This window comes from Selenomonas sputigena ATCC 35185 (genome assembly GCF_000208405.1).
In the GTDB taxonomy this organism is placed as follows: domain Bacteria; phylum Bacillota; class Negativicutes; order Selenomonadales; family Selenomonadaceae; genus Selenomonas; species Selenomonas sputigena.
Map to the genome: position 1 here is coordinate 2,378,828 of NC_015437.1, position 24,435 is coordinate 2,403,262.

General features: G+C 59.3%; 18 protein-coding genes and 1 riboswitch. Of the genes, 4 read left to right on the forward strand and 14 right to left on the reverse strand.

Annotation, left to right across the window (positions count from 1 at the left end):
* The first annotated feature begins 178 nt into the window (after positions 1 to 178).
* Genes SELSP_RS10880 through SELSP_RS10890 form a run of 3 tightly spaced genes read left to right on the forward strand, consistent with a single transcriptional unit; the run spans position 179 to position 4,028 of the window.
* Entirely contained in the window at positions 179 to 826 is a 648-nt protein-coding gene (locus SELSP_RS10880; protein WP_009646919.1) for a vWA domain-containing protein, read from the forward strand.
* 45 nt (positions 827 to 871) lie between these two features.
* Positions 872 to 2,560: a PP2C family serine/threonine-protein phosphatase gene (locus tag SELSP_RS10885; protein ID WP_006193245.1), complete on the forward strand. Its 1,689-nt coding sequence runs from the start codon at positions 872 to 874 to the stop codon at positions 2,558 to 2,560.
* Complete coding sequence (locus SELSP_RS10890; protein ID WP_006193246.1) at positions 2,553 to 4,028, forward strand: serine/threonine protein kinase; 1,476 nt, start codon at positions 2,553 to 2,555, stop codon at positions 4,026 to 4,028. Before SELSP_RS10885 ends, SELSP_RS10890 begins: the two co-directional genes overlap by 8 nt.
* 84 nt (positions 4,029 to 4,112) lie before the next feature.
* Here SELSP_RS10890 and nrdG read toward each other — a convergent pair whose 3' ends face one another.
* The 9 genes from nrdG to SELSP_RS10935 form a co-directional block, all read right to left on the reverse strand.
* On the reverse strand, positions 4,113 to 4,616 hold the full coding sequence (nrdG, locus tag SELSP_RS10895; RefSeq protein ID WP_006193247.1) for an anaerobic ribonucleoside-triphosphate reductase activating protein: 504 nt from the start codon (positions 4,614 to 4,616) through the stop codon (positions 4,113 to 4,115).
* Entirely contained in the window at positions 4,603 to 6,936 is a 2,334-nt protein-coding gene (locus SELSP_RS10900) for an anaerobic ribonucleoside triphosphate reductase (RefSeq protein ID WP_006193248.1), read from the reverse strand. Before SELSP_RS10900 ends, nrdG begins: the two co-directional genes overlap by 14 nt.
* A gap of 290 nt (positions 6,937 to 7,226) precedes the next feature.
* Complete coding sequence (locus SELSP_RS10905; RefSeq protein ID WP_013741046.1) at positions 7,227 to 8,282, reverse strand: mechanosensitive ion channel family protein; 1,056 nt, start codon at positions 8,280 to 8,282, stop codon at positions 7,227 to 7,229.
* Between the two features lie 161 nt (positions 8,283 to 8,443).
* Entirely contained in the window at positions 8,444 to 8,719 is a 276-nt protein-coding gene (locus SELSP_RS10910) for a metal-sensing transcriptional repressor (RefSeq protein ID WP_013741047.1), read from the reverse strand.
* A gap of 11 nt (positions 8,720 to 8,730) precedes the next feature.
* Positions 8,731 to 9,684, reverse strand: coding sequence for a D-2-hydroxyacid dehydrogenase (locus tag SELSP_RS10915; protein WP_006193253.1), 954 nt, complete (start codon positions 9,682 to 9,684; stop codon positions 8,731 to 8,733).
* 112 nt (positions 9,685 to 9,796) lie between these two features.
* Entirely contained in the window at positions 9,797 to 11,677 is a 1,881-nt protein-coding gene (locus SELSP_RS10920; RefSeq protein WP_006193254.1) for a heavy metal translocating P-type ATPase, read from the reverse strand.
* A 157-nt stretch (positions 11,678 to 11,834) separates the two neighbouring features.
* Complete coding sequence (locus tag SELSP_RS10925) at positions 11,835 to 12,053, reverse strand: cation transporter (protein WP_006193255.1); 219 nt, start codon at positions 12,051 to 12,053, stop codon at positions 11,835 to 11,837.
* A 169-nt stretch (positions 12,054 to 12,222) separates the two neighbouring features.
* Positions 12,223 to 13,497 (reverse strand): PepSY-associated TM helix domain-containing protein, encoded by a 1,275-nt coding sequence (locus tag SELSP_RS10930; protein ID WP_006193257.1) that lies wholly within the window; start codon positions 13,495 to 13,497, stop codon positions 12,223 to 12,225.
* A 58-nt stretch (positions 13,498 to 13,555) separates the two neighbouring features.
* A complete protein-coding gene (locus SELSP_RS10935) occupies positions 13,556 to 15,793 on the reverse strand; it encodes a TonB-dependent receptor (protein ID WP_006193258.1) in 2,238 nt (745 codons plus the stop codon).
* A 196-nt stretch (positions 15,794 to 15,989) separates the two neighbouring features.
* Positions 15,990 to 16,162: riboswitch (cobalamin riboswitch) on the reverse strand.
* A 179-nt stretch (positions 16,163 to 16,341) separates the two neighbouring features.
* Between SELSP_RS10935 and SELSP_RS10940 the strand changes: the two genes are divergently transcribed.
* Positions 16,342 to 17,865 (forward strand): DUF438 domain-containing protein, encoded by a 1,524-nt coding sequence (locus tag SELSP_RS10940; protein ID WP_013741048.1) that lies wholly within the window; start codon positions 16,342 to 16,344, stop codon positions 17,863 to 17,865.
* Between the two features lie 107 nt (positions 17,866 to 17,972).
* On the opposite strand, the gene SELSP_RS10945 is transcribed toward SELSP_RS10940, so the two are convergent.
* From SELSP_RS10945 to hflX, 5 genes are all read right to left on the reverse strand, one after another.
* Entirely contained in the window at positions 17,973 to 18,752 is a 780-nt protein-coding gene (locus SELSP_RS10945) for a hypothetical protein (RefSeq protein ID WP_006193261.1), read from the reverse strand.
* Between the two features lie 10 nt (positions 18,753 to 18,762).
* Positions 18,763 to 19,980: a dicarboxylate/amino acid:cation symporter gene (locus SELSP_RS10950; protein ID WP_006193262.1), complete on the reverse strand. Its 1,218-nt coding sequence runs from the start codon at positions 19,978 to 19,980 to the stop codon at positions 18,763 to 18,765.
* Between the two features lie 197 nt (positions 19,981 to 20,177).
* Positions 20,178 to 20,843, reverse strand: coding sequence for an MgtC/SapB family protein (locus SELSP_RS10955; RefSeq protein WP_006193264.1), 666 nt, complete (start codon positions 20,841 to 20,843; stop codon positions 20,178 to 20,180).
* 243 nt (positions 20,844 to 21,086) lie between these two features.
* A complete protein-coding gene (locus tag SELSP_RS10960; RefSeq protein ID WP_006193265.1) occupies positions 21,087 to 22,070 on the reverse strand; it encodes a YeiH family protein in 984 nt (327 codons plus the stop codon).
* Between the two features lie 304 nt (positions 22,071 to 22,374).
* Positions 22,375 to 24,318, reverse strand: coding sequence for a GTPase HflX (gene hflX / locus SELSP_RS10965; RefSeq protein ID WP_013741050.1), 1,944 nt, complete (start codon positions 24,316 to 24,318; stop codon positions 22,375 to 22,377).
* Positions 24,319 to 24,435: the final 117 nt, after the last annotated feature.

Below are 24,435 nucleotides of genomic sequence, written 5' to 3' on the forward strand. Positions count from 1 at the left end.
CCACTGCTACGCCTGCGGTTTGTCTCCTAGATAGGAACAGCGTATCTGTGCAAATCTGGGCAACTTCATTTTATCAGCGTTTCCTAAAGGTGTATGACAGCAGGCTTCGAGGCGTACTGCCTCGGACTATGTTTTCCGCCGCTTTTTGCGTGCGGAAGGATTCTGGGAGGTGCTTTTCATGGCGGATGTTGGACGCAGACTGCCGGTGTATTTGCTTTTGGATTGCTCGGGATCGATGATGGGCGAGCCGATCGAGGCCGTGCGCCAGGGGATCAAGGCGCTCTTGTCGGAGCTTCGCGGCGACCCGCAGGCGCTTGAGACGGCGTATCTTTCGGTCATCACGTTCGCGAGCCAGGTGCGGCAGACGACGAAGCTCACGGAGCTCATGCTCTTCAAGGAGCCGCGCCTTGAGGCCGAGGGCTGCACGCTCATGGGCGGCGCTCTGAAGCTCCTCGCCGAGTGCGTGCGCACGGAGGTGCGCAAGAACACCGAGACGCAGAAGGGCGACTGGCGACCGCTCGTCTTCCTGCTGACGGACGGCAGTCCGACCGACCTGGAAGACTTTAGGCAGGCGGCGGCCGAAATCAAGTCCTTGAAGCTCGGCAATATCATCGCGTGCGCGGCGGGCGCCGATGCCGATACGAGCTACCTGAAGCAGCTGACGGACAACGTGCTGATGATGAACAGCCTGTCGGCCGGCGATATGGCGAAGTTCTTTGCATGGGTTTCCGGCTCGATCAAGATGTCGTCGAAGAGCCTCGACGCAAAGCCCGGCGCGGCCATCGAGCTGCCGCCGCCCCCGAAGGGCTTCACGGTCGTCCCCTGACGAGCAGGGGACGAGGGGTCATAAGGAGAAACGAGGTGATGTGTCTTGACGGAAAACGAAGCATCGGCTGACGTGAAAACGGAAAAGGTTCGTCTTGAAAAACATGCGGCTGCCGAGCTGTCCGAGCCAAGGGAGGGACTGCCCGAGGCGAGCGCCGCTCCGCCCGAAACGGTGGACAAGCCGACTACGCCCGAACCGATGGAGAAGCCGACTACACCTAAGGCAACGGGCGAGCCGTCTGCATTGGACGACGTTCTTCCCGAACCGATGGGCGAGCCGCCTGTATCAAGCGCTGCGCCGCCCGAACCAATGGGCACGACGCCCGAACCAATCGCCGCACAGGCAGAATTGCCGAAGCAGCCGTCCGAATGGATTGCCATACCATTCGCGCCGGACAGCGAGCCGCCCGCATCGGGCGCTGCGCCGTCCAAGCCAACGAGCGAGCCGCCCGCATCGACTTCTGCAGCCGCCGCTGCGGATGCAGAAGTCGATGCAGATGCAGCAGCGGACGATGCTTCTCTCGCCCTGAGCGATGAGGCGGTTCTCGCACATACGGCATCGCTCTGGCAGTATCATCCTGTGCCGCAGGATGAGCCGGACGCCGCGCCCGAGTACAAGACCGCGGAGAAGCGAATCGGCACGGCAGACTTCGTCGCGGCGCGTGTGCGCGGCAAGAAGCACAAGCACGAGGCGACGAACTGCGACGATTGGTTCGCGGTAGCTGCCGTCGGCGACATCGCCGTCCTTGCCGTTTCCGACGGCGCAGGCTCGAAGCACTTCTCGCGCGTCGGCGCGCGTGCGGCGAGCGAGGCCGCCGTCGGCTCGATCTACGAGCAGCTTCGTACCCTCGATGCGGCGAGCGCCAAAAATCGCGCCGCCTTCGCGCTTCCCTTGAGCGATGCGGCATTCGGCGAGGCATGCGCCAGGCTTGGCGCGGCACTTCACACGGGCGTGCTCGATGCTCGACGCGCCGTCCTCGCGGCTTTCCATGAGCGATGCGGCCAAGAGGCGTACACGAAGCATCTCGGGCGCGACCTCGCTCTCTCCGACTTCGCGGCGACGCTTCTCGTGACCGTCGCCGTGCCCGTCCCCGAGCTAGGAGAAGTCCTCGTGCTCTCATGCCAAGTCGGCGACGGCATGACCTGCGCCATCGATACGCATGCGCCCTACGGAAACGCCGTCAAGCTCCTCGGCAAGCCCGACAGCGGCGACTTCTCGGGCGAGACGGACTTTCTGACGAGCGAGGCCATGGCGGACATCGCCAGCCTGCAGAGGCGCACGCTCGTCACGCGCGGCGCCTGCGATCTCATCCTCACGATGACGGACGGCGTGGCGGACGACTACTTCAACGAGCAGGAGATGCACCGCCTCTATCTCGATCTCGTAGCGAACGGCATCGTGCCTGGCATGCAGGGAGCAGCCACGTTCACGCGCACCGAGGTTGAGCTTCTGCGCAGCCTGCCGCAGCCCGCCGCCTTCCCTTGGGTCAACGACAAGGAGCAGCACATCGCGCTGCAGTACGCGAGCCATATTTGCCGCAAAATCCCCACGACGGAAGAATGCTTGTGGCAGAACGCGCATGTGCTCGCACTCGCTGCCGAGGATACGAGCCTCAAGGGCGTCGCCTCGCACGCTGAGCGGCTGAAGATCTGGCTCGACAACTATGTGACGCGCGCCTCCTTCGACGACCGCACACTCGCGCTGCTCGCATGGAAGGAGCCTCCGCATGTCTAGGCCGAGGCTCGCGGAAGCCGTCCTCGCGGACGGCAGGAAGATTCCCTACGTCATCACGGAAAACCCGCCGCAGGGCGGCATGAAATACACCTACTTCGCGCCCGACAAATCCTACGTCGTGCAGTACTTCCTCGATCCAGACGCAGTCGACGAAGCGCTCGTCGATCGGCTGACGGCGATCATCGGGCGCTACAACCCGACGCTTGCCGAGACAAAGGGCGGCGCACGCGGCAATACGGCAGAGGCGGCGACGTACTTCGCCGATCTCTTCTGCTGGCCGACGGCGATCGTCACGAAGCCCGAGTTCGGCATTGTCTGCCCCGCCTATCCGAAGAACTTCTTCTTTGGGCGCGACGCCTCGCGCCAGCTCGACCTCGCGGGCAAGGACAAAAAGGGCAGCTGGTTCACGAACCGCGTGCGCAAGTATCTCGAAAAGGCGGAGCTTGGCAACTTCCAGATGATGTTGCGCCTCTCCATCGCGCTCGCACGCGCCGTGCGCCGCATGCACCAAGCGGGACTCGCGCATTCCGACCTCTCGTGCAACAACGTCCTCGTCGATCCCAAGAGCGGCAGCTGCGTCGTCATCGACATCGACTCGCTCGTCGTTCCCGGCCTGTACCCGCCCGAGGTCGCGGGCACGAAGGGCTACATCGCGCCCGAGGTGCTCGCCTCGATGGATCTTCCGCCAGGCGATGCGCGCCGCATCATCCCCAGCCTTCTGACCGACCTCTTCGCGCTGCCCGTGCTTCTCTATCAGTACCTGCTCAAGCGTCATCCGCTCGAAGGGCCGAAGAACTACGACCTGCCCGCCGAGGAAGCCGACTTCCTGATCTACGGGGACAAGGCGCTCTTCGCCGAACATCCGACCGATCATTCCAACCGCCCGGACGATCTCAAGGTCACAATTCATGATCTCGGGCCATACCTCGAAAAGCTCTTCCTGCGCGCCTTCGTCGACGGTCTGCACGAGCCGGAGGCGCGTCCCACGGCATTCGAGTGGGAAAAGGCGCTCATCAAGACGTGGGATCTCCTGCAGCCGTGCGCGAATCCGCACTGCCCCGAGAAATTCTTCATCCTGCATGATACCGCTGCACCGCGCTGCCCCTTCTGCGGCACCGTCGTGCCCGAGCGCCGCGTGCTGCACCTCAAGCGTCTGCGGCGCGTGCGCGGCAAGGCCGGCCAATGGCTGAAAGCGGGACTTGTCAATGTCTACGACGGCCTGCCGCTCTTCTCTTGGCACTTCACGGAAAACGTCTTCCCCGACGAGAAGGCGCACGACCGCGAGGTCAAAGCCTACATCACGCGCCAAAACGGCGCATGGCATCTCGTGAACAGCGGCCTCTCCTCCCTGCGCACGCCCGAAGGAGAGCTTCTGCCCAAGGGAAAGGCGCTGCCCCTTCGGCCAGGCGAACCATTCGGTACCTGGGAGCAGCCCGACGGCGTCCTCTATATCGCCGAGAGGAAATGAATTTCGCGCACGGAGGAAAGCCGTTTGGTATCAGGGAATAAAAAAGAGAGCCTCGCGGCTCTCTTTTTTATTCCCTGATACCATTTATGCGTCCTGCCAGAGGATAATTTCCCCTGTTTCGCGCGTCTTCTTCATGTCGATCACGCGCTGGTTGCGGCTGCCGCGAAAGGCGAGCGTGAGGTCGCGCTCCGACTCTTCGTATGCGCCGTCCACGAGGACGTCGACCTCATCAAGCAGTGCGTCCACCTCACACGCCTTTTTCTGCTGCAAATCTTCGAGCGTATAGCCCGTATACGCCCAGACGTCCATGCCGTGCGCGTGCACCTCATGTGCGAGGGAAGCGAGCGGCGCGGCCTGGCAGAACGGTTCGCCGCCCGAGAGCGTCACGCCCGTCAGCAAGGGATTGCCGAGCACGTCCTTGAGGATCGTCTTCGTATCCATCTCCAAGCCGCCCGCGAAGTCGTGCGTCTTGGGATTCTGGCAGCCCGGACAATGGTGCGGGCAGCCCTGCGTGAAGATCGTGTAGCGGATTCCCGCCCCGTCGACGATGGAATCCGATACCGTTCCTGCGAGCTTAACCGATGCCATGCTTGACGCGGTCATGCTCTTCAGCACGCTTCGCGTTGTTCCAACGGTCGATCGTGCCGACGAGATACCCCGTGATGCGCCGGATGCGCTCGAAGGGGCGGCCGTTCTCCTTTCTGCCGCAGCGCGGGCAGATGTTGTCGATGATACCATTGTAGCCGCAGACGGGGTCGCGGTCGACGGGATGGTTGACCGAGCCGTAGCCGATGCCCGCATCGTGCATGTAGCGCACGATCGCCTCGAAGGCCTGGAGGTTCTTCGACGGATCGCCGTCCATCTCGATGTAGCTGATGTGTCCGGCATTCGTCAGCGCATGGTACGGCGCTTCGAGGCGGATCTTCTTCGCCGCCTCAATCGGGCAGTAGACGGGCACGTGGAAGCTGTTCGTATAGTAGTCGCGATCCGTGACGCCCTCGATTTCACCGAACTTCTTGCGGTCGAGGCGCACGAAGCGGCCCGACAATCCTTCGGCAGGCGTCGCGAGCAGCGTGAAGTTCAGCCCCGTGCGCTTCGCCTCCTCGTCCATGCGGCGGCGCATGTGACCGACGATGGCAAGTCCTAGAGCCTGCGCTTCTTCCGATTCGCCCTGATGTTTGCCGATGAGCGCTTTCAGGCACTCGGCGAGACCGATGAAGCCCATCGAGAGCGTGCCGTGCTTCAAGACCTCGGCGATCTCATCGTCGGGACCGATCTTCTCCGAGTCGATCCACACGCGCTGTCCCATGAGGAACGGATAATTTCTGCCCTTTTTCGCGCACTGGATCTTGAAGCGATGCAGAAGCTGACGGATGACAAGCTCCGTAAGGCTGTCCAGCTCGCTGTAGAAGACGTCGAGATCGCCCTTGGCGAGCAGCGCGAGGCGCGGCAGGTTGATGCTCGTGAATGAGAGGTTGCCGCGGCCGCATGTGACCTCGCGCTCGGGGTCGTGCACGTTGCCCATGACGCGCGTGCGGCAGCCCATGTAGGCGACCTCCGTGTTGTAGTCGCCGGGCTTGTAATACTGGAGGTTGAACGGCGCATCGAGGAAGCTGAAATTCGGAAACAGGCGCTTTGCCGACGTCTCCATCGCGAGGCGGAAGAGATCGTAGTTCGGCTCGCCCTCGTTGTAGTTCACGCCCTCCTTGACCTTGAAGATCTGCACGGGGAAGATCGGCGTCTCGCCGTTGCCGAGTCCTTCCTGCGTCGCGAGCAGGAGGTTCTTCATGACCATGCGGCCTTCGGGCGACGTGTCCGTGCCGTAGTTGATCGAGCTGAACGGCACCTGTGCGCCCGCACGCGAGTTCATCGTGTTGAGGTTGTGTATGAGAGCCTCCATCGCCTGGAAGGTCGCGTTGTCCGTCGCGTCGAGCGCCGCCCCGTAGGCGTAGTCATGGGCGCGTGCCGCGAGCTTTTCGGAAATCTCCTCGAAGCCCTGTGCCTTCTGGTGCGCGGGCAAAAAGTCGACGAGCGCCGCCTTGTAGACGTCCGCGCCGCCGATCGTGATGCCCAAGGGCAAGAGCGAGCGGCGAATCTCCTTGGCCAGGAGCTTCGCGTCGTCCTGCTTCATGCCGAGCGTGATGGCAAAGAAGTTCGCCAGCTCCTTGAAGTAGAGCTTGCGGAAGGTCTTCCTTACGCCCGGCGCCATCGAATAGTCGAAGTTCGGAATCGCCTGTCCGCCGTGCATCTCGTTTTGGTTCGCCTGGATGGCGATGCAGCCGAGCGCGGCGTAGGAACGGATGTCGTTCGGTTCGCGCAGGTAGCCGTGCCCCGTCGAGAAGCCGTCCTTGAAGAGCTTCAAGAGGTCGATCTGGCAGCACGTTTCCGTCAGCATGTAGAAATCCTTGTCGTGAATGTGGATGTCGCCGTCGATGTGCGCCGCCGCGATGTCCTTGGGCAGGATGTGATGATCGATGAAGTACTTCGATCCTTCCGAACCATATTTGAGCATTGTGCCCATCGCCGTATCGGCGTCGATGTTCGCGTTCTCGCGCTTGATGTCGGCGTCCTTGGCACGCTTGAAGGTCAGCTCGTTGTAAATGTCCATGAGGTCGCCTTCGGCATCGCGGATCTTTGCGTGCTCCGCGCGATAGAGGATGTACGCCTTCGCTGTCGAAGCGAAGTTATTCTTGATGAGCGCTTTTTCCACGGCATCCTGGATGAACTCAACGGCAGGCGTCTCCTCCCCTTCGATGCGGTGAATGACGCTCTTCGTGAGCTTTTCAAGCTGATGCTGCGAAAATGTCTCGTCGATGGACTCAAGATTCGCCTTGCGGATGGCATCGGTGATCTTCTCGGCGTCAAACGGCACGATCTGACCCGTGCGCTTCTGGATGTTCTTGATCATTAGCAGTTTCCCTTCCTCTATATATTGTGGTTGACGATGTATCACAGCGCAAGAAAAACAAAGCTGAGCCTTCGCCAAAGGAGTATATAAGAGCGGAATCCTCCGCATTCTTTGCAGGTTAGATTATACAAGATGTAGACTAGGCAGTCAAGGGACTAAACTACATATTGTGGTTTATCCACAAGAAAAGCACCCTTTATCCACAGGCGGGAAAGGGTGCTTTCGCAAGATTTTCAAGGCTTTTGAGCGCGGAGAAAGATTCTTTCAAAAAAGTTATGCACAGGCGGCAGCTATTCCTTCGCCTGCACGATTGTGCGCACGGGGAAGGGGATGTCGATGCCCTCCTCGCGGTAGCGGCGCGTCAAGGCCTTGATGAATTCGTGCTTCAACAGGAACTGATTGACGAAGCTGCTCGTGCGCAGCACGACGTTGAACTCGATGGCGGAGTCGCCGAAGGTGTGGAAGCGCACGACGGGATCGCTCTCAACATCATGATCGAAGGCTTCCATGACCTCGTTCGCCACCTCAAGGGTCACGCGCTCCACCTCGTCGAGATCGCTCGCGTAGCTGACGCCGACGGGGATGGCGACGGAGATTTCCTGCGCGGGCATGTTGTAGTTCGTGAGAATGGACGATGCGAGCTTCTGGTTCGGCACGATGATCGTATTGCCGCTCAGGGTCTGCACCGTCGTGAAGCGGAAGTTGATGTCGGCGACCTTGCCCTCCTCCGTCGGCGAGATGCTCACATAGTCGCCGATGCGGATCTGGCGCGAGAGAATGAGCTGCAGCCCCGAGAAGATGTTCGACAGCGTCTCCTGCATACCGAGGGCGAGAGCCGCGCCGCCGACGCCCATCGCCGTGAGGATCGGCGCGACGGAGATGCCCGCGTACTGCAGGACGATGAGCACGCCCATGGCATAGATGACGCCGGAAAGGATGGAGGACAGGAGCGTCGTCTTCGGTAGCGCCGCGCCGCTCGTGCGCGTCTTCATCTCGATGAAGCCCGTGATCGTGCGCGCAGCGACGCGCGTCAGCGTGAAGACGATGATGCCGAAGAGGATGTAGGAAAGGAACTGCGCGATCGTCGGGAAGAAGTCGATGGTCTTGATCGACCAGTAGACGCCGACGCCCATGCACCACGAGACGGGCACGCCGCGCAGCGCATGGATGAAGATCGACCACGCCGTGTCCTCGCCGACCGTGACCCTCTCGTGAATCTGCCGGTCGATGAGCTTGTTGAGGAATATGCCGACCGTCAGCGCCGCGAGCATGATGCACGCAGGCATGAGCAGGAAATCCGTCATCTCATGCCATGTCAGCTCCTGAAGTTTCATAAAAAAGGACAAAATCTCTCCTCCTCTAACATGTGGATAAGTCGGGCAGGAAAAGCTCCTGCATGGCAAGCCATGCCGGGTTCATCCCCAAAATTCTGTGGATAACTGTGGGAAACACATGTTTTTCTTGTGGATAATATCCGCCGGACTGTCTTTTTGTGCTGCAACGCGCCTCAGCCCATATTGGCAAAGCGCTCGACCGCCTTGGTGAATTTCTCGACGGTCTTTTCTGCGTCGCCATGAGCGATGCCGTCCTTGACGCAGTGCTGAATGTGGCCTTCGAGCACGATCTGACCGCACTTGTGCAGCGCGGACTTCGCCGCATTGATCTGCGAGAGAAGATCCTCACACGGAATATCCTCCTCAACCATGCGGTCGATAGCCTCGACCTGTCCGCGAATTTTCCTGAGCCTGCGGTGCAGGTTCGTCATATCCATGCATTGACGCATCGTATCCCTCCTCAGTCCTTGTAGCCCGTCGTGCGATCGACGAGGTTTTCAAGCGGCATGCCCTGTAGAAAAGCAGCGAGATTGCGCGCGGCAATCTGAACGATCTTATCCTGCGTCGCGCTCAGGTGGTCGTCGCCCGAAATGTGCGGCGTGATGTAGACGTTTGGCGTATGCCAAAGCGCGTGATCGGCAGGCAGAGGCTCGGGGTCTGTGACGTCGAGCGCCGCACCGGCGAGGCGGCCTTCTGTCATTGTCTCGATGAGGTCTTCGGTAACGACGGCATTGCCGCGCCCGATGTTCAGAAAGTAGGCCCCCTTCTTCATCATGGCAAAGCGCTTCCTGTCGAAGATTCCCTTCGTCGCCGCCGTCCCCGGCAAGACCGATACGACAATGTCAGCGCGCGCAAGCAGAGAATTGAGATCATCCATCGTGCCCATCTCGTCGATGCCGACGGGCTTCGCCCCCTCGCGGCGGCGCACGCCGATGACGTAAGCGCCGAGCGCCTTGACACGGCGTGCGAAAGCGCGTCCGATGTCGCCCGCACCGAGAATTAGGACAGTGGCATCCTCGATCGAGGTGACGCGTCCTTCATCGCGCCATATTCCTTTCTTCTGGTTGTCGTAGTAGGGATAGAGCTTCTTCATCATTGCGAGGAGCTGCGCGAGCAGATGCTCGGAAAGCGCAAGGCCATAGGCTCCTGTCGCATTCGTCAGAAGGACGCCGTCCTTGAGCACGCCTTCCTTGCAGTAGATGTCTGCTCCCGCCGTATTGAGCTGCAGCCAGCGCAGTTTCTTCGCAGCAGGCAGAAGCTCCGTCGGCACGTTGCCGATGATGGCGTCAACATTAGCGATGTCTTCTTCTCGCACCTTGTCGGCAGGAACAAAATGAAGTTCCGCATTCGCCGCATTTCTTTGCAGCTGTTCTTTATGATGATCGTTTACTCCCATAGCAATCAGAATCTTCATAGCCGCCTCCTTTGTCGCAGTTCAACAATCTTTCCTCCATTATACCATGGGATGCAACCTATAGCAGCAAAAGGGACGCTCCGCCGCTCTTTGCGGCGGAACGTCCCTTTTCTTACATCTTTCGCACGAAGAGCGCACGCAGCGCATTCAAGACGGCGAGCACCATGACGCCGACGTCGGCGAAGATGGCAAACCACATGTTGGCAATGCCGACGGCGCCGAGCACGAGGCACAGGAGCTTTATACCGATGGCGAAGACGATGTTCTGATGCACGATCGCCATGCACTTTCTCGCGATGCGGATCGCCTTCGGCAGCTTCAGCGGATCGTCGTCCATCAGCACGACATCGGCGGCTTCGATGGCGGCGTCGGAACCCATCGCGCCCATGGCAATGCCGATGTCCGCGCGGCTGAGGACGGGCGCGTCGTTGATGCCGTCGCCGACGAAGGCGAGCTTCTTCGCCGTTTTCCCCGCGAGCAGGCGCTCGACCTCCTGCACCTTGTCGGCAGGCAGAAGCTCGCTCTTGACCTCGTCTATGCCGAGTTCCGCCGCGACCTTCTCAGCGGCGGCATGCGCGTCACCCGTGAGCATGACGGCGCGCTTCACGCCCGCTTCATGCAGACTTTTGATCGCCGCCTCCGACGTCGGTTTGAGCGCATCGGAAATGACGATGTGTCCGGCGTACTTGCCTGCGACCGCCATCTGCACGATTGTGCCCGGATGGTGACACGGTCGGTACTCGATGCCGAGACGCTCCATGAGCTTGCCATTGCCGGCGGCCACTTCGATACCGTCGACCTTCGCCGTCACGCCGAGACCGCCGATTTCCTCGATGTCTGTGACACGCGAGCGGTCGAGCTCCTTGCCGTAAGCCTGCTGCAGACTGCGGCTGATGGGATGCGACGAGGCGCTCTCAGCGAGCGCGGCAAGTTCCAGGAGTTTTTTGTCATCCATCGTGCCGTGATGCACGGCGCTGACCTCGAAGACGCCGCGCGTCAAGGTGCCCGTCTTGTCGAAGACGACGGTGTCGACCTCGGCGAGCATTTCGAGGTAGTTCGCGCCCTTGACGAGCACGCCCTCGCGGCTCGCACCGCCGATGCCCGCGAAGAAGCTCAAGGGAACGCTGACGACGAGTGCGCATGGGCAGCTCATGACGAGGAAGATCAGGGCGCGGTAAATCCATGTACCCCAGTCGGGCGCGGCATCGAGCGCGGCGAGGCGCACGACGGGCGGCACGATGGCGAGGAGGATGGCGGCCGCGACGACGATCGGCGTATAGACGCGCGCGAAACGTGCGATGAACGTCTCCGAGCGCGACTTGCGCGCGCTGGCATCCTCGACAAGTTCCAAAATCTTCGAGGCGGTCGATTCGTCGAACTCCTTCGTCGTACGAATCTTCAAGACGCCCGTGAGATTGATGCAGCCGCTGAAGACGGCGTGCCCCTTCTCCACGTCGCGCGGCAGGCTCTCGCCCGTCAGTGCGCTCGTATTGAGCGTCGATGCGCCATCCGTGATGATGCCGTCGATGGGGATCTTCTCGCCCGGCTGCACGACGATCTCCGTGCCGATTTCGATTTCGTCGGGGTCACGACGTATAAGCTTTCCATCCTCTTCCACATTCGCGTAGTCGGGGCGGATGTCCATGAGCTCGCCAATGTTTCTGCGACTTCTTCCGACGGCATAGCTTTGAAACCATTCGCCGACCTGGTAGAAGAGCATGACGGCGATGCCTTCCACATAGTCGCCATCCTCGTAGAGAGCAAGCCCCATCGCGCCGATGGTCGCGATCGACATCAGGAGATTTTCGTCGAGCGGACGACGATTCCATACGCCCTTCGCTGCCTTGATGATGATGTCATAGCCGACGATGAGGTACGGCACGACGTAGAGGAAGAAGCGCGGCAGACCCGCCACGGGCAGCTGGCTCAAGACGATCATCAAGGCGGCCGCCAGAAGGATGCGGATGAGATTTCTTTTTTGTTTCTTGTTCACGAAAATACCTGCTTTCTGGCGACGTGATGTTGAATCCTACTCTGGGCGGTCAACGTCAACCAATCACGCTTCGCTTGCAGCTCGCGTTCTTGGGACGTTTTCGCATTCGAGCCATTTCCCAATCGTCTGCGTCCTTCGGACTTGCCTCTTGGACGGCTCAGAATTCAATATTGCAGTCGCTTTCGATCTTGCGGCAGGCCTCTAAGACGCGCGGCATGACTTCAGCCGGCTCGCTGCCGTCGGCGAATTCGACCTTCATCTTCAGCGCCATGAAGTTCACCGTCGCGTCCTTTACGCCCTCGATCTTCTTCGTTGCGTCTTCCATCATCTGAGCGCAGTTCGCGCACTCGACTTCGATCTTGTAGCTCTTTTTCATGGGAGTTCCTCCTTATTGATTAAGTAGTTGTTTAATCGTTATGACCATTATAACGAGGTCGAGAAAGCTTGTCAAGTGTTTTTAAGAAAAAAAATTGGCACAGGCGCACATATTCTGTTCCAAAGGAAAACGGCAGCTCCGCCGCATGGACGAAGCTGCCATTTTCCTTCTACCGCTTGCCGCGCCGCCACAGCACGAAAGCGCCGACAAAGAGCGTGAGCCAAGCGGCCGATCCCACGATATTGCCCGCGAGCGTATCGCCAAGCGGCGCCGTCATACCGACGAGGGAGAGCGCGACGAAGAGCGCAGGCGCCTTCCACTGCACAGCCTTCGCCGCCGCATGGGGCGCGAACACGGGCGGTCTCTCCTTTTTGCGGCGGCTTCTCTGCAGCCAGCCGCAAAAGCCCGTGACGATGACGGCGGCGCAAAGCAGATCGAGAACCGCCCAGACGATCTTTAGGAACATCGTCGAATGATTGTGCAGGTGCAGATCGCGCACGGCATCACAAAAGACGAGCCAACGCGGCAAGGGCTTCGTGAAGTTCTCGATCTCGCCGCCCGCCGTGCGCAGCAGATAGACGTCCTGCCCGCGAAACATCTGCGGTCTCTCGGCATCCGCCAGAGTCAATGCGGCGGGTGTCGATCCTTCGGCAGCGTCGAGGTAGAGAATCTCCTGGGCGGGAAAATGCTCCTCTGCATAAGCAATCATCTCGGCGAAGGTTATGGCGGGCGGTGCACTTTCCCTCTGCGGCACACTTGTCATCACATCCTCCGCATAGCTGCTGTAGCCGAGTATGCCGAAGACGATGGCGATCCCGCTCAAGGTCAGAAGCGATGCCCAGACTGCCGTGAGGATACCGAGGAAGATGTGCCAGTCGAAAAAACTGCCCGCTGACGTGCCGCCTCGCATACCGCCGAAAAGCCGCCGCTTCATGAAGGACGGATAGAGAAGCACCCCGCCCAAGATCGAGAGGAAACTCAAGAAGCACATGACACCGAGGAAGATCATGCCGCCCTGCCCCATGGCGAGGCGCAGATGCAGGTGATGCATCCAGCCCATAAATGCAGCGAGCGCGGGCGATTTGACGCCGCCGCTCCGCCAAGGCACAAGCGCGTCCTGCTGCGGCGCGTAGGCGAGCGCAGATACGCCATATCCGCCGCCGGTGTGCGAGAACCGATAGACGAGAAGCCCGCGCTCGGGATAGGCGGAAATCGACTGCACCCTGCGCCCGGGATTCTCGCGCTCAATCCGCTCCAAGCCCTTTGCCGCTTCCGCCCAAAGCACACGAGAGGATGTCTCGCCGAAGGCAGGCCGTTTTTCAAGCGCATTCCAGCGCGCGATATCACCGTTAAAGAGCAGCGGCAGCCCCGTCAAGACGAGCAGCAGGAAGAAAACGGCACATACGGTGCTGATCCAGCGATGCAGACGATAGATGAGTCTCATGGAGCGGTCCTTTCGTGGTGCAGATATGATAAGCCCTGCCGAATTCATCCGCGCTTCTCTAGAAGGAGTACATCGCACCGAGAGAATAAGTTCTATCGCTCGCTGCTTCATTCGCGTAGAAGTGCCGATTGAAGAGGTTATCGATGCCGAACTGCATTCTGAAGCTGTCGTCGAACTTATACGTCAAGCAGAGATTCGTAGTGAAGAAGCTGTCCTCCGAGCCGTATTCACCGGTAATCGTATCAACGTCCTGCCTTGCGGCCACATACCTTGCATCAAGGACGCCGCCGAACTTCCCGCACGTATAGTCGATACCGAAGCCTGCCATGTGCTTCGGCAAATCCCAATCTCGGTACGTATCGCCGCCGCTCGTATATTCGCCTGATTCAAAGGTGTAGTTCAGATATACCCGCCAATCGCGGCTCAGACGATGCTTGACGTCGAACTCTATCCCCTTGATCATCGCTTCATTCATGTTGTAATAGGCTCTGATACCGTTGCGCGTAGCGATGGCAATCTTATCCTTCGTATCCACGCGGAAGAACGTCAAACCATATGAGGTGTTCTTGTTGATCTTCTGTTTCATTCCCAGTTCGTACGTCGTAGATTTTTCCGGCGTCAGATCAGGATTGGCCTTGATGGAACGCGGGTCGTCTCCCGCACGGCGATAAAGACGATAAATCGACGGCGGATTGAATGATTTGCCAAAGCTGGCATAAATCATCGTGTCCTTTTGCGGCTCATAGGTCACAGCGAATTTTGGACTCCAGGCATTGAAGGCCGTGTCTTCATAATCTTTGCGTACATCATCGATGTAGGAATAGCCATCCTTCTTATCGAAGCGGTCATAACGCAGACCGACCTGCAGCCGCCAACGCGGATCAAGTTCTAACTCATCCTGCACGAAAAGAGCTGTGGAGATGATGGAGCCACCGCTCTGTGCGTATGGATCGCCATATTCTGAACTCCAATCCTTCCAATGATGAAGATCAACGGCACGATAGCGCATCTTGTCTTTCATCCATGCAAAGCCTGCAAGCAGCGTATGATTCTTAATCGTCCATTTCTTTTGCGCTTCTATATTGTAGTTCTTCGTAGGATATTCCGCTCGGTTTCCCAATCCCGTCCAATCGATGCTTGTAGCGCGCCGCGAGGCACCGGAATAACCATCCTTCGTGGTGTCGCTATAGCCGATGTTCGCCGTGAAAGAGTTTTTCTTATCCTCATAGCGCAATTTGTGGACGTCTTGCTCGCGCTTTCCCATATAGCCGAGAAAATCCCCTGGCGAGACGCTGATATAATTGCCATTCGGCAAGAGTACCGTCCCAGAAAATGTAGGATTTCCGCTCGCATCACGCAAATAAGTGATGGGGTCATGGTAAGAATACTTATAAGAATTGTGCATATAGGTGTAGCTGAACGAACGGTTGGCATCAAAGTCGTAATTCATGTCAAAGAAGACATTTTCACTTGATTTTTTTCTTGCACCACGGCTGCCTACGATATATTCACCATCAGAAAGCTTCGGAAATACGCCCGTCGCATCCGGAGTAACGCCTGTATCATACCACTCGTCCGTCGTGGCATAGTGCCCAACCCAGCCATCCGATGTACGTTTTTCGTAACCGAGACGGAAGTCGAGCTTACCGTCGCCGCCCGTGACCTGCATGCCGCGCTGCCATGTGTTGTTGCTGCCGTGAGAGACTTCAATCTTGCCATGAAGGAGCTGCTGCTCGGGATTCTCCGGCTTTTTCGGTTTCTTCGTAATGATGTTGATGACACCGGCGACAGCATGACCGCCGTAGAGCGAGGAACTAGCTCCGCGCACGATCTCGATGCGCTCGATGTCACTGAGCGGGATGGAATCCCAATTGACGCCGCCGTCAAAGGCCGTGTTGAGCTGCTGTCCATTGTACATGACAAGGATGTTCGGGCCACTAAATCCACGCAACTCCAAGCCATCCTTCACTTCTGCCGTCGGCGCAACATAGATGCCTGCCTCCCTCGCAAGCGCTTCGCGCAAACTGAAGACATGCCTCTTTTCAAGTTCTTTCGCTGTGATGACGGTGACGTTGGCGGGAACTTTGTTGACAGGTTCCGCGACTCTCGTCGCCGTGACGGTCGTCTCTCCGAGGTCATGCCCCTCCGCCGCGGACGAAGTTTCCGTGGACACCGTCGTCGAATCAACTGCTGTGTTCGTCGTCTCAGCACTTTTTTCCGCCGCATACACTTGGGTTGTTCCCATAACGGAACAGATGACGGCAAGCGTCAGGCATTTCTTTTTCCATGGATTCATTTTGCAGAACTCCCTTTCCTCATCTAGTAAACTACACGCACAATTTCCAAAAATAAAACACAACCCCTCCTTTCGTGCGCGAAAAAGGAGGGGCTGTGCAAAAACTTCCGTCAATGGCTGTACGCTGTGCCTCGGTCTAGCAAAAGGCATGGGCTTGCTGCCGCCAAAATCTCCTCCCCATCGCTCGCAGGTTCAAACGGTGATTGTTGATCAGGCAGTTCTCCTGGCTCCAGTTCATCGCACGGCTGCACCTTCCCAAGTTTCCTCAGTGGCATTTTGCAGCGTGCTCCCTGTTACAGTGGCGTGACCGCGCCGGCTTCAACCGACTTCCCTATTAAGTCTTGCGACACCTGACCCAAATATAGAATTTTTATTTCTTCATAACAATCCTTCCGCCAAAGAATATCATGCATCACAGGCATTGTCAATACCAAACTAAACAAATGCTGCTCCAAAACCCGTAACAAATATGACGACAAGCGCAATCCCTATCTGCTATAATGACTGCAATGAGAAACGCATTCAGATTTGGAACAGGAGAGATCGATATGAAAAAGGAATTGGACTTCAATAAAACGGTGGCGGAACTTGTCGAGGAATTTCCGGAATTTCAGCAGGCCATGGCGGAGATCGGCTTCAAGGAAATCACGAATCCGATGGTCTTGAACGTCATGGGCCGCGTCATGACCGTGCCCAAGGGAGTGGCGATCAAAGGAATGAAGCTGGAAGACGTCGTGCGCGAGCTGGAGGCACGCGGTTTCACGATCAAACAGGACGAAGCTGCTGCGGCGCACGCGTGCGGCTCTTGCGGTACGCACGAGCCGCATCCCCATGTGCACGGCGAAGACGGCTGCGGCTGCACCCATGCGGCTGCGGCGACAGGCGCGACGGACGGAGAGGCGACGGGACGCGCGGCTGTGCTCAAGGGCTTCTTAGAGCGCCTTTCGGCGGGCGAGTCGCTGGAGACGGTACGCAAAGATTTCATCAAGGACTTCGCGAGCGTTTCAGCCGAGGAGATTTCCGCCGCCGAGCAGCAGCTCATCGAAGGCGGCACGCCGATTCACGAGGTGCAGAAGCTCTGCGACGTGCACTCGGCACTCTTCCACGGGCATATTGGCGGCACAACACCTGCTGCGGATGCCGCACCCGAAGTGCAGGATCTGCCTGACGGACATCCGCTCACGGTATTGAACCTCGAAAACAAGGGCCTGTCCGAACTCCTCGATCGCCTGTCCGCCGCCTTGGAGGCGAGCGACATGCCCGGCTTGAGCCGCGGTCTCGGCGAACTGCACGCGATCTACTCGCACTACGGCAAGAAGGAGTCTCTGCTCATGACGCTCCTCTACCGCTACGGCGTGACGGGGCCTTCAGGCGTCATGTGGGGCGTCGACGACGAGATCAAGGCGGAGCTTCGCGCACTCATGAAGTCGCTCGGCGATGGAATCGGCGGCGAGGAGGAGCGCTATTCGGCCTTCTTCCAGCGCATCCGTGACATGATCTACAAGGAAGAGAAGATCCTCTTCCCGCTGACACTGCGCTTCTTCTCTGAAGAAGATTGGCTCATGATTTACCGTGACATGCCGGAATTCGGTGTCGCGTTCATCAAGGATGCACCGAAGTGGGCGGAGGGCGACGCCTATGTTGCAAAGGCAGAAGCGAAAGAGCGCAAGATGATCGCCTCGGGCAAGGTGCGGCTATCGACGGGCGAAATCGGCTGCAAGGAGCTGGAAGCCATCTTGAACCTCCTGCCCGTCGACATCACCTACATCGACAAGGACGAGATGCTGCGCTTCTTCTCGAATCCCGGGCAGGTCTTCGCGCGCCCGCGCATCGCTTTAGGGAGCAAGGTCTACAACTGCCATCCCGCCAACATCGTGCCGATCATCGAGCAGCTCGTCGCCGATTTCAAGGCGAAGAAGCGCGATCGCATGGAGATCTACCGCTACATCAAAGGCAAGCCCGTCGGCGTGCGCTATCTCGCCATCTACGACGAGAACGGCGAATACACGGGCGCGGTCGAACTCGTCGAGGACTTCTCCGAGGCGCTTGCGCAGTTCGGCGAGAAAAAGTAGGAAAAGTGAAAAAAGCCGCATGAAACACCCAATCAGACAGATCTAGCCACAGACTGCCACATCATAACAAAACCCCCGATGGCATATCCATCGGGGGTTCATCTGTATCATTTTACCGCACTCTTCCCGCGCGGCTTGTCGATCCAGTCCGTGACGGGAAAGAGCGTCGAGGAAAAGTTCGCCTCGTCCATCAAGCGGTCAAGCTCGAAGAGCGCGAGGATGCGCGCCGTGCCGCTTCTCGTGTACTCGCCGTTGTAGCTGCGCGAAGCAGGCAGGTCGATGACGAGATCGCGCTCGCGATCGTAGCCGACGAGCTGCAGACTGACGTAGCTGTGCAGGATGAGGTCGCCCTTCCAGTTGCGGTAGGAGGACTCCCCATAATTCGTGACGACGAAACCCGCGATGTAGTCGGCGTCCGTCGCCTCGGCGGCTTCACGCACACGCTCCTCAAGCTTTCCCTTGCCGTCGTAGATGATCTTCATCGCCTGCTGCACGCCATCGTCGCCCGCATAGACCACGGCGCGCAGCGTCTCATTGAGCGGCACGCGGAAGTCGCGCACGAAACGCGACTTCATCTCCTCGATGACCTCGGGCGGCATCGAGCGCGGCACGACGGGACGCAGCAGCACGATATGACGCTGGCCGAGCGGCGCGGGAAGCATCTCCTTCCCGGACGCCGCCTTTGGGTCGGCCGCGCTTTCCGTCGAAGATTTTGCGTCAGCCCCCTTTTCGGCGGCTGCAGCCTTGACAGCCGCATTCTCACCGGCTGCGACTTTGGCGGCAGAAGCCGCCGCACTCTCTGCCGCATTTGCAGACAAAGGAAGAACCGCCGTGAGAAGGGCGAAAAGAAGAACGCGCGTCAGAATCCTTGCAAGACCGTGCCGCATGGCATTCTCCTTAGTTCTTCGATGAGGAATGTTCGCCTTCGGATGCCGCGACGACGACGGCGACAGCGCCATCGCCCGTGACGTTGAGGCATGTGCGGATCATGTCGAGGATGCGGTCGATGCCGGCAACGAGAGCAAGGCCTTCAAACGGCAGCTGCGCCGCCTGCAGAACCATCGCGAGCATGATGAGACCCGCGCCCGGCACGCCTGCCGTACCGATGGAGGCGAGCGTGCCCGTGAGGACGATCATCGCCATCTGCTGGAATGTGAGATCGATGCCGAAGACGTTCGCGATGAAGAGCGAGCACACGCCCATGTAGAGCGCCGTGCCGTCCATGTTGATCGTCGCGCCCAGAGGCAGGACGAAGGACGAGATCTTGCGCGAGACGCCGAGCTTCTCCTCGCAGTTCTTCATGTTGACCGGCAGCGTGCCCGAACTCGAACACGTCGTAAACGCGAGCATCATCGCTTCCGACATGCCGCGGAAGAACTTCACGGGAGTCATCTTGCCGAAGACGGAAGCCATCGTCGAGTATACGAGAACCGCATGGATGACGCTGCCGATGAAGGCGCAGACGATGACGGAAAGGAGCGGCAGCAACACCTTCGGCCCGTTCTTTGCGACGACAGGCAGGAGGAGCGCGAAGACGCCGTACGGCGCGAACGACATGATCGTGCCGATCGCCTTGTAGCAGACCTCGGCACAGGCATCGAAGAAGCCGATGAGCTTCGTGCCGCGTTCGCCGCCAACCTGCGTGATAGAGACGCCGATGAAGAGCGCGAAGATGATGACGGGCAGGATGTCGCCCTTCGCCATCGATGCGACGGGATTCGTCGGGATCATGTTGACGAAGACCTGCATGATGGATGGCGCTTCCTTCACCTCGGGCGCCGTGCCGCTCAAGGCAAGGCCCACGCCCGGATGGATGACGCCCGCGACGGCGAAGCCGATGACGATGGCGATCGCCGTCGTCGACAAGTAGATGCCGACCGCCTTGGCGCTGATGCGCCCGAGCGTCTTCGTGTCACCGAGGCTTGTGACGCCGACGATCAGCGACGAGAAGACGACGGGCACGATCATCATCTTGATGAGGTTGATGAAGATCGTGCCGATCGGCGCGATCCACCAGTTGATGAAGCCGATGTACTCTTCTCCCACGGCAAGTCCGACGACGACTGCGAGGATGAGCGCGATAAAGATGCGTACAGAAAGATTCAAGGTTTCCACACCCTTTCATAAAATATAGATATTAGGAGCAATTCCTCCAAGAGATTTTCTCTTGGAAAAGCGCGGAACTGTCTTATGGCCACTTCATTATAGCAAATTCTTTCCTTTGCGTCTAATCGACCGAGAATACCATCGTGCCGCGCCTTGCAGGGCAAACCGCCTAGCTTGGAGGCGTCTCAGGACGGCGACTCTTTCTCTCAGGCGATATTGACACCCGTGACGCCCTCGATGCGGCTGACGGCTTCGGCGAGCGCGACGCCCTTGACCTTCGCGTGGTTGAAAAGCTCGAATTCCAACACGAGAGCATGGTCGCTGTCATGCGAGCGCATCGTCTTGACCGTATGCACGGTGAGGCTCATATCCTCCAGGCATTCGTTGATGTGCACGATCTGGCCGGGCAGGTCGCGCGTGAAGACCGTCAAGAGGATGTGGTTATCGTGCAGCACCCACTCGTCGATGCGCGAAAGCGCGCCGAGCGTCACGAAGACGAGTCCCGTCGCCAGAAGAGCCGCCGTGTAGTAGCCGCCGCCGACGGCGAGGCCGACGCCCGCGACGACCCAGAGGCAGGCGGCCGTCGTCAGTCCCGTGACTGTCAGCCCCTCCTTCATGATCGCGCCCGCACCCAAGAAGCCGATGCCGGAAACGACCTGCGCCGCAAGGCGTGCAGGATCGGCGTTCGTCCTGCCCTCGACGCCCTGGTAGATCGCCGTCGAGATGAGCATGACGAGGCACGAGCCAAGGCACACGAGCATGTTCGTGCGAAGCCCCGCCGACTTGCGGCGCGACTGCCTCTCGTAGCCGATGACGCCGCCGAGAACGCACGAAAGCGTCAGCCGCACGAGTATTTCCCATTCGGATACCATAGAGCCTCCTTCCAAGATGGATATCTCCCTGACTTATCCCCAGATTTGTCCACTTTGTGCATAAACCCTGTGGAAAAGTCGCCGATTTCTCAAGAAAATCAACAATCAGCCGCTCTGTGCAGAACTTATCCACAGGATTGTGGACAGTGTGGATAACGAATCAGGCGCACGATATGTCCGTGCCGTTTGAAAAGAAGCCGCCTTCCCGTGTACAGTCTCGCGGTCTTTTTCTGCAAACGTGTATCAAATGATGCCGATGAAATGCTGCACGATGAGCGAGACGACGGCGACGGCGATCCAGCAGAAAAGACCGAGCGTGATGGGGCGCACGCCGTTCTTGAGGAGCGCCCCGAAATCCGTGTTGAGACCGATGGCGCTCATGGCGAGCACGATGGCGAACTTGCCCGCTTCCCCGAGGAAGTGCGAGAGCGCTTCGGGCAAGACGCCCGTCGTATTGACGATGGAGGCGACGACGAACCACAGGATGAACATGGGGAAGATGCGCTTGAGGCTGAATCCCTTTCCCTCCGCCTTGGAATCGCGTGCCGCGAAGAGCGCGAAGGCAAGGCACACGGGCACGATGCACAGCGCACGCGTGAGCTTGACGATCGTCGCATAGCTGCCTGCCTCGTGGCTGTAGGAGTAGCCGGCCGCGACGACGGACGAGGTATCGTTGATCGCCGTGCCCGCCCACATGCCGAAGCCGAGGTCGCTCATGCCCATGAAGTGTCCGAGGAAGGGGAAGATGAAGACCGCGATCACGTTGAAGAGGAAGATCGTCGAGATGGAAAAGACGATGTCCTTGTCCTTCGCGCCGATGACGGGCGCGACCGCTGCGATGGCAGAGCCGCCGCAGATCGCCGTGCCCGCGCCGATGAGCGTCCGTGCATCACCCTCGACGCCCAAGAGCCTGCCCGCGCCCCAGGCGACGAAAAATGCCGTCGCGAGCGTCGACGCCATGACGGCGAGCGACTGCGAGCCGACCGACAGAACATGGTAGAGGTTCATCTCGAAGCCCAAGAGGATGATCGCATACTGCAGGATCTTCTTGCCCGTGAAGCTGATGCCCGCCTCGAAGTTCTTCGGACGCGCAAGGCGCGCGAAGCACATGCCGAGGAGGATGCCGAAGACAGGCCCGCCAATGATGGGGAAGAACTTCCCGAGGACGTATGCGGGAACGGCAAAGAGCAGAGCGTAGGCAATGCCCCGCAAATACTCGCTTTTCATGATGGAAAAACATCTCCTTTGACTGGGAAAACCAAGCGGTCAAGCCCAAGGCAAGACCGTGCAGCTTGGAAAATCGCCGCATGATTCGGAAAATGCGGCATCTCCTTTAGTGTACTATGAAAGTCCAAGAAGTCAAGCCCAAGGACGACTTATGTCGCAAGATATTCTCAATAAAACTTCTCATCGTATCGCCACCCGAGCGCCGCAGTGTGCACTGCGCTTTTCCCGGCTTGGCTATCAGAAGGACGGCGCCATCACGAACCTGCCCCTCTATCTTGCAGCAAGGGCAAAAGACTTTTTATCATTACGAAATCTCATAGCGGCGAAAGCGAGCGGCTTCTTCTTCGCTCAGACGGACGCGGACGCGCGTGCCGCGCTCGTCGTAGTCCGTCTGAAGCACCCGCCCCGCCTCGTGCAGGCGCGTGACGGCTGCATTCTCCGTAAAAGGGATGTGAAGCGTAAGTTCGACCTCGCCCGTGCGAAAGAATGAGGCGATCCTTTCCTGCAGTTCGACAAGCCCCGCGCCCGTCCTCGCAGAGATGGCGCAGCCCTCGCGGCCGCGCAGGAGGCGCAGGACGGCGGGCGGCAGATGCACTTCTTCCAAGGACGGAATCTCGCCCTCGGAAAAGCCGCCCGCCGCGTCGCTCCCCGCTGCCTCGTACCTCGCATCGCCCATCGTATCGACATGCGCCGCTGCCTCGCCTCCGCCCGTGCCGCCTGCGCCGTTCGTCAGGCGATCGAGCTTGTTCAGCACATAGAGCATGGGCTTTTCGGCTGCGCCAAGCTCTTTGAGAACTTCAGTGACGGCCTCGATCTGGAACTCGGCAGCCTCGTTCGACACATCGACGACATGCAGCAGAATGTCGGCTTCGACGACCTCTTCGAGCGTTGCGTGAAAGGCCTGCACGAGCGTATGCGGCAGCTTCTGTATAAAGCCCACGGTATCGGTCACGAGGATTTCGCGGCCGTCCGCGAGCCGAAGAGAGCGCGTCGTCGGGTCGAGCGTCGCAAAGAGCTTGTCCTCGGCGAAGACATCCGCGCCCGTCAAGGCGTTCAAGAGCGTCGACTTGCCGGCGTTCGTATAGCCGACGAGGGCGGCGACGGGGATGCGCGCGGCGCGGCGGCGCTCGCGATGCAGCAATCGCTCCTTCTTGAGGCGCTCGATCTCGCCCTCGATGTCGTGGATGCGACGACGGATGCGACGACGGTCGACTTCGAGCTTCGTCTCGCCGGGGCCGCGCGTGCCGATGCCGCCGCCGAGCCTTGAGAGCACGAGTCCCTGTCCCAAGATGCGCGGCAAACTGTACTTCATCTGCGCCAGCTCGACCTGCAGCTTGCCCGCCGCCGTACGCGCTCTCTGCGCGAAGATGTCGAGGATCAGCGCCGTGCGGTCGAGGATCTTCACGCCGAGCGCCATTTCGAGATTCCTCTGCTGCGACGGCGTAAGCTCATCGTCGAAAATGACAAGCGTCGCACGCTCGTTCTGGATGAACATCGCCATCTCCTCGACCTTGCCGCGCCCCAAAAAGAGCGCCGTATCGGGCTTCGCCTTCTTCTGGATGAACGTGCCGACGACGGTCGCGCCCGCCGTGCGTGCAAGCTCTGCCAGCTCGGCGAGCGAATCCTCCGTCATCCACAGAGCGCAGGCCATGGGCGCATCGATCCCGGCGAGCACGGCGCGTTCCTCCTCATCGTCCGTCGCCTGCGTACGCTCCCTCGAAAGACGCTTGTTGATGCTCTGGATGAGCGGCGTCAGGCGGATGCGATTCAGATGATCGGCGCGCACAGGGCCGAAAAGCTGCACTTCGAGCGTGCCGTCCTCTTCCTTCTCGCCCGTGAAGAAGCCAAGGCAGCCGACGCTCTCGCCTGAAAGCCGCCCGATAGCCGCCATCGCGTCGAAGCGCAGGCGGCGAAGCGACGAGATGTCGGGATCGCTGAGCTCCGTATCGCCGCTCGGATGCGTATGGATGCAGCGCACGCCCGAAAGACGCACCTCCGAGCGGGCATCGACGGCGGGCAAATCGACCGTCCACGTGTTGCCGACGGAAATTTCGATGATGCGCCCCTTGCGGTCGACGTAGACGGCGACTTCGCGCCCGATTTCCTCCGTGACGGCGATGAGCCTCTCATTCAGTTCCTTCGTCGAAAGCTGCCCGACCGGCACGCTCAGATCGTAGAGGCTCTGCAGTTCTCGCATGATATGCGGCTTGAGATTCTGAATCTCTCCCTGGATTCTTTTGTCCTTCATGACGCCTCCTTTGTTGTGAAGCCTACGGCTAGACTTATACACATTCTGCATTATTGACCTTCATTTCGGACTCTCTGGATCGTGAGTCACAGCTTCTTTCGTTCTTGAATCAAACGC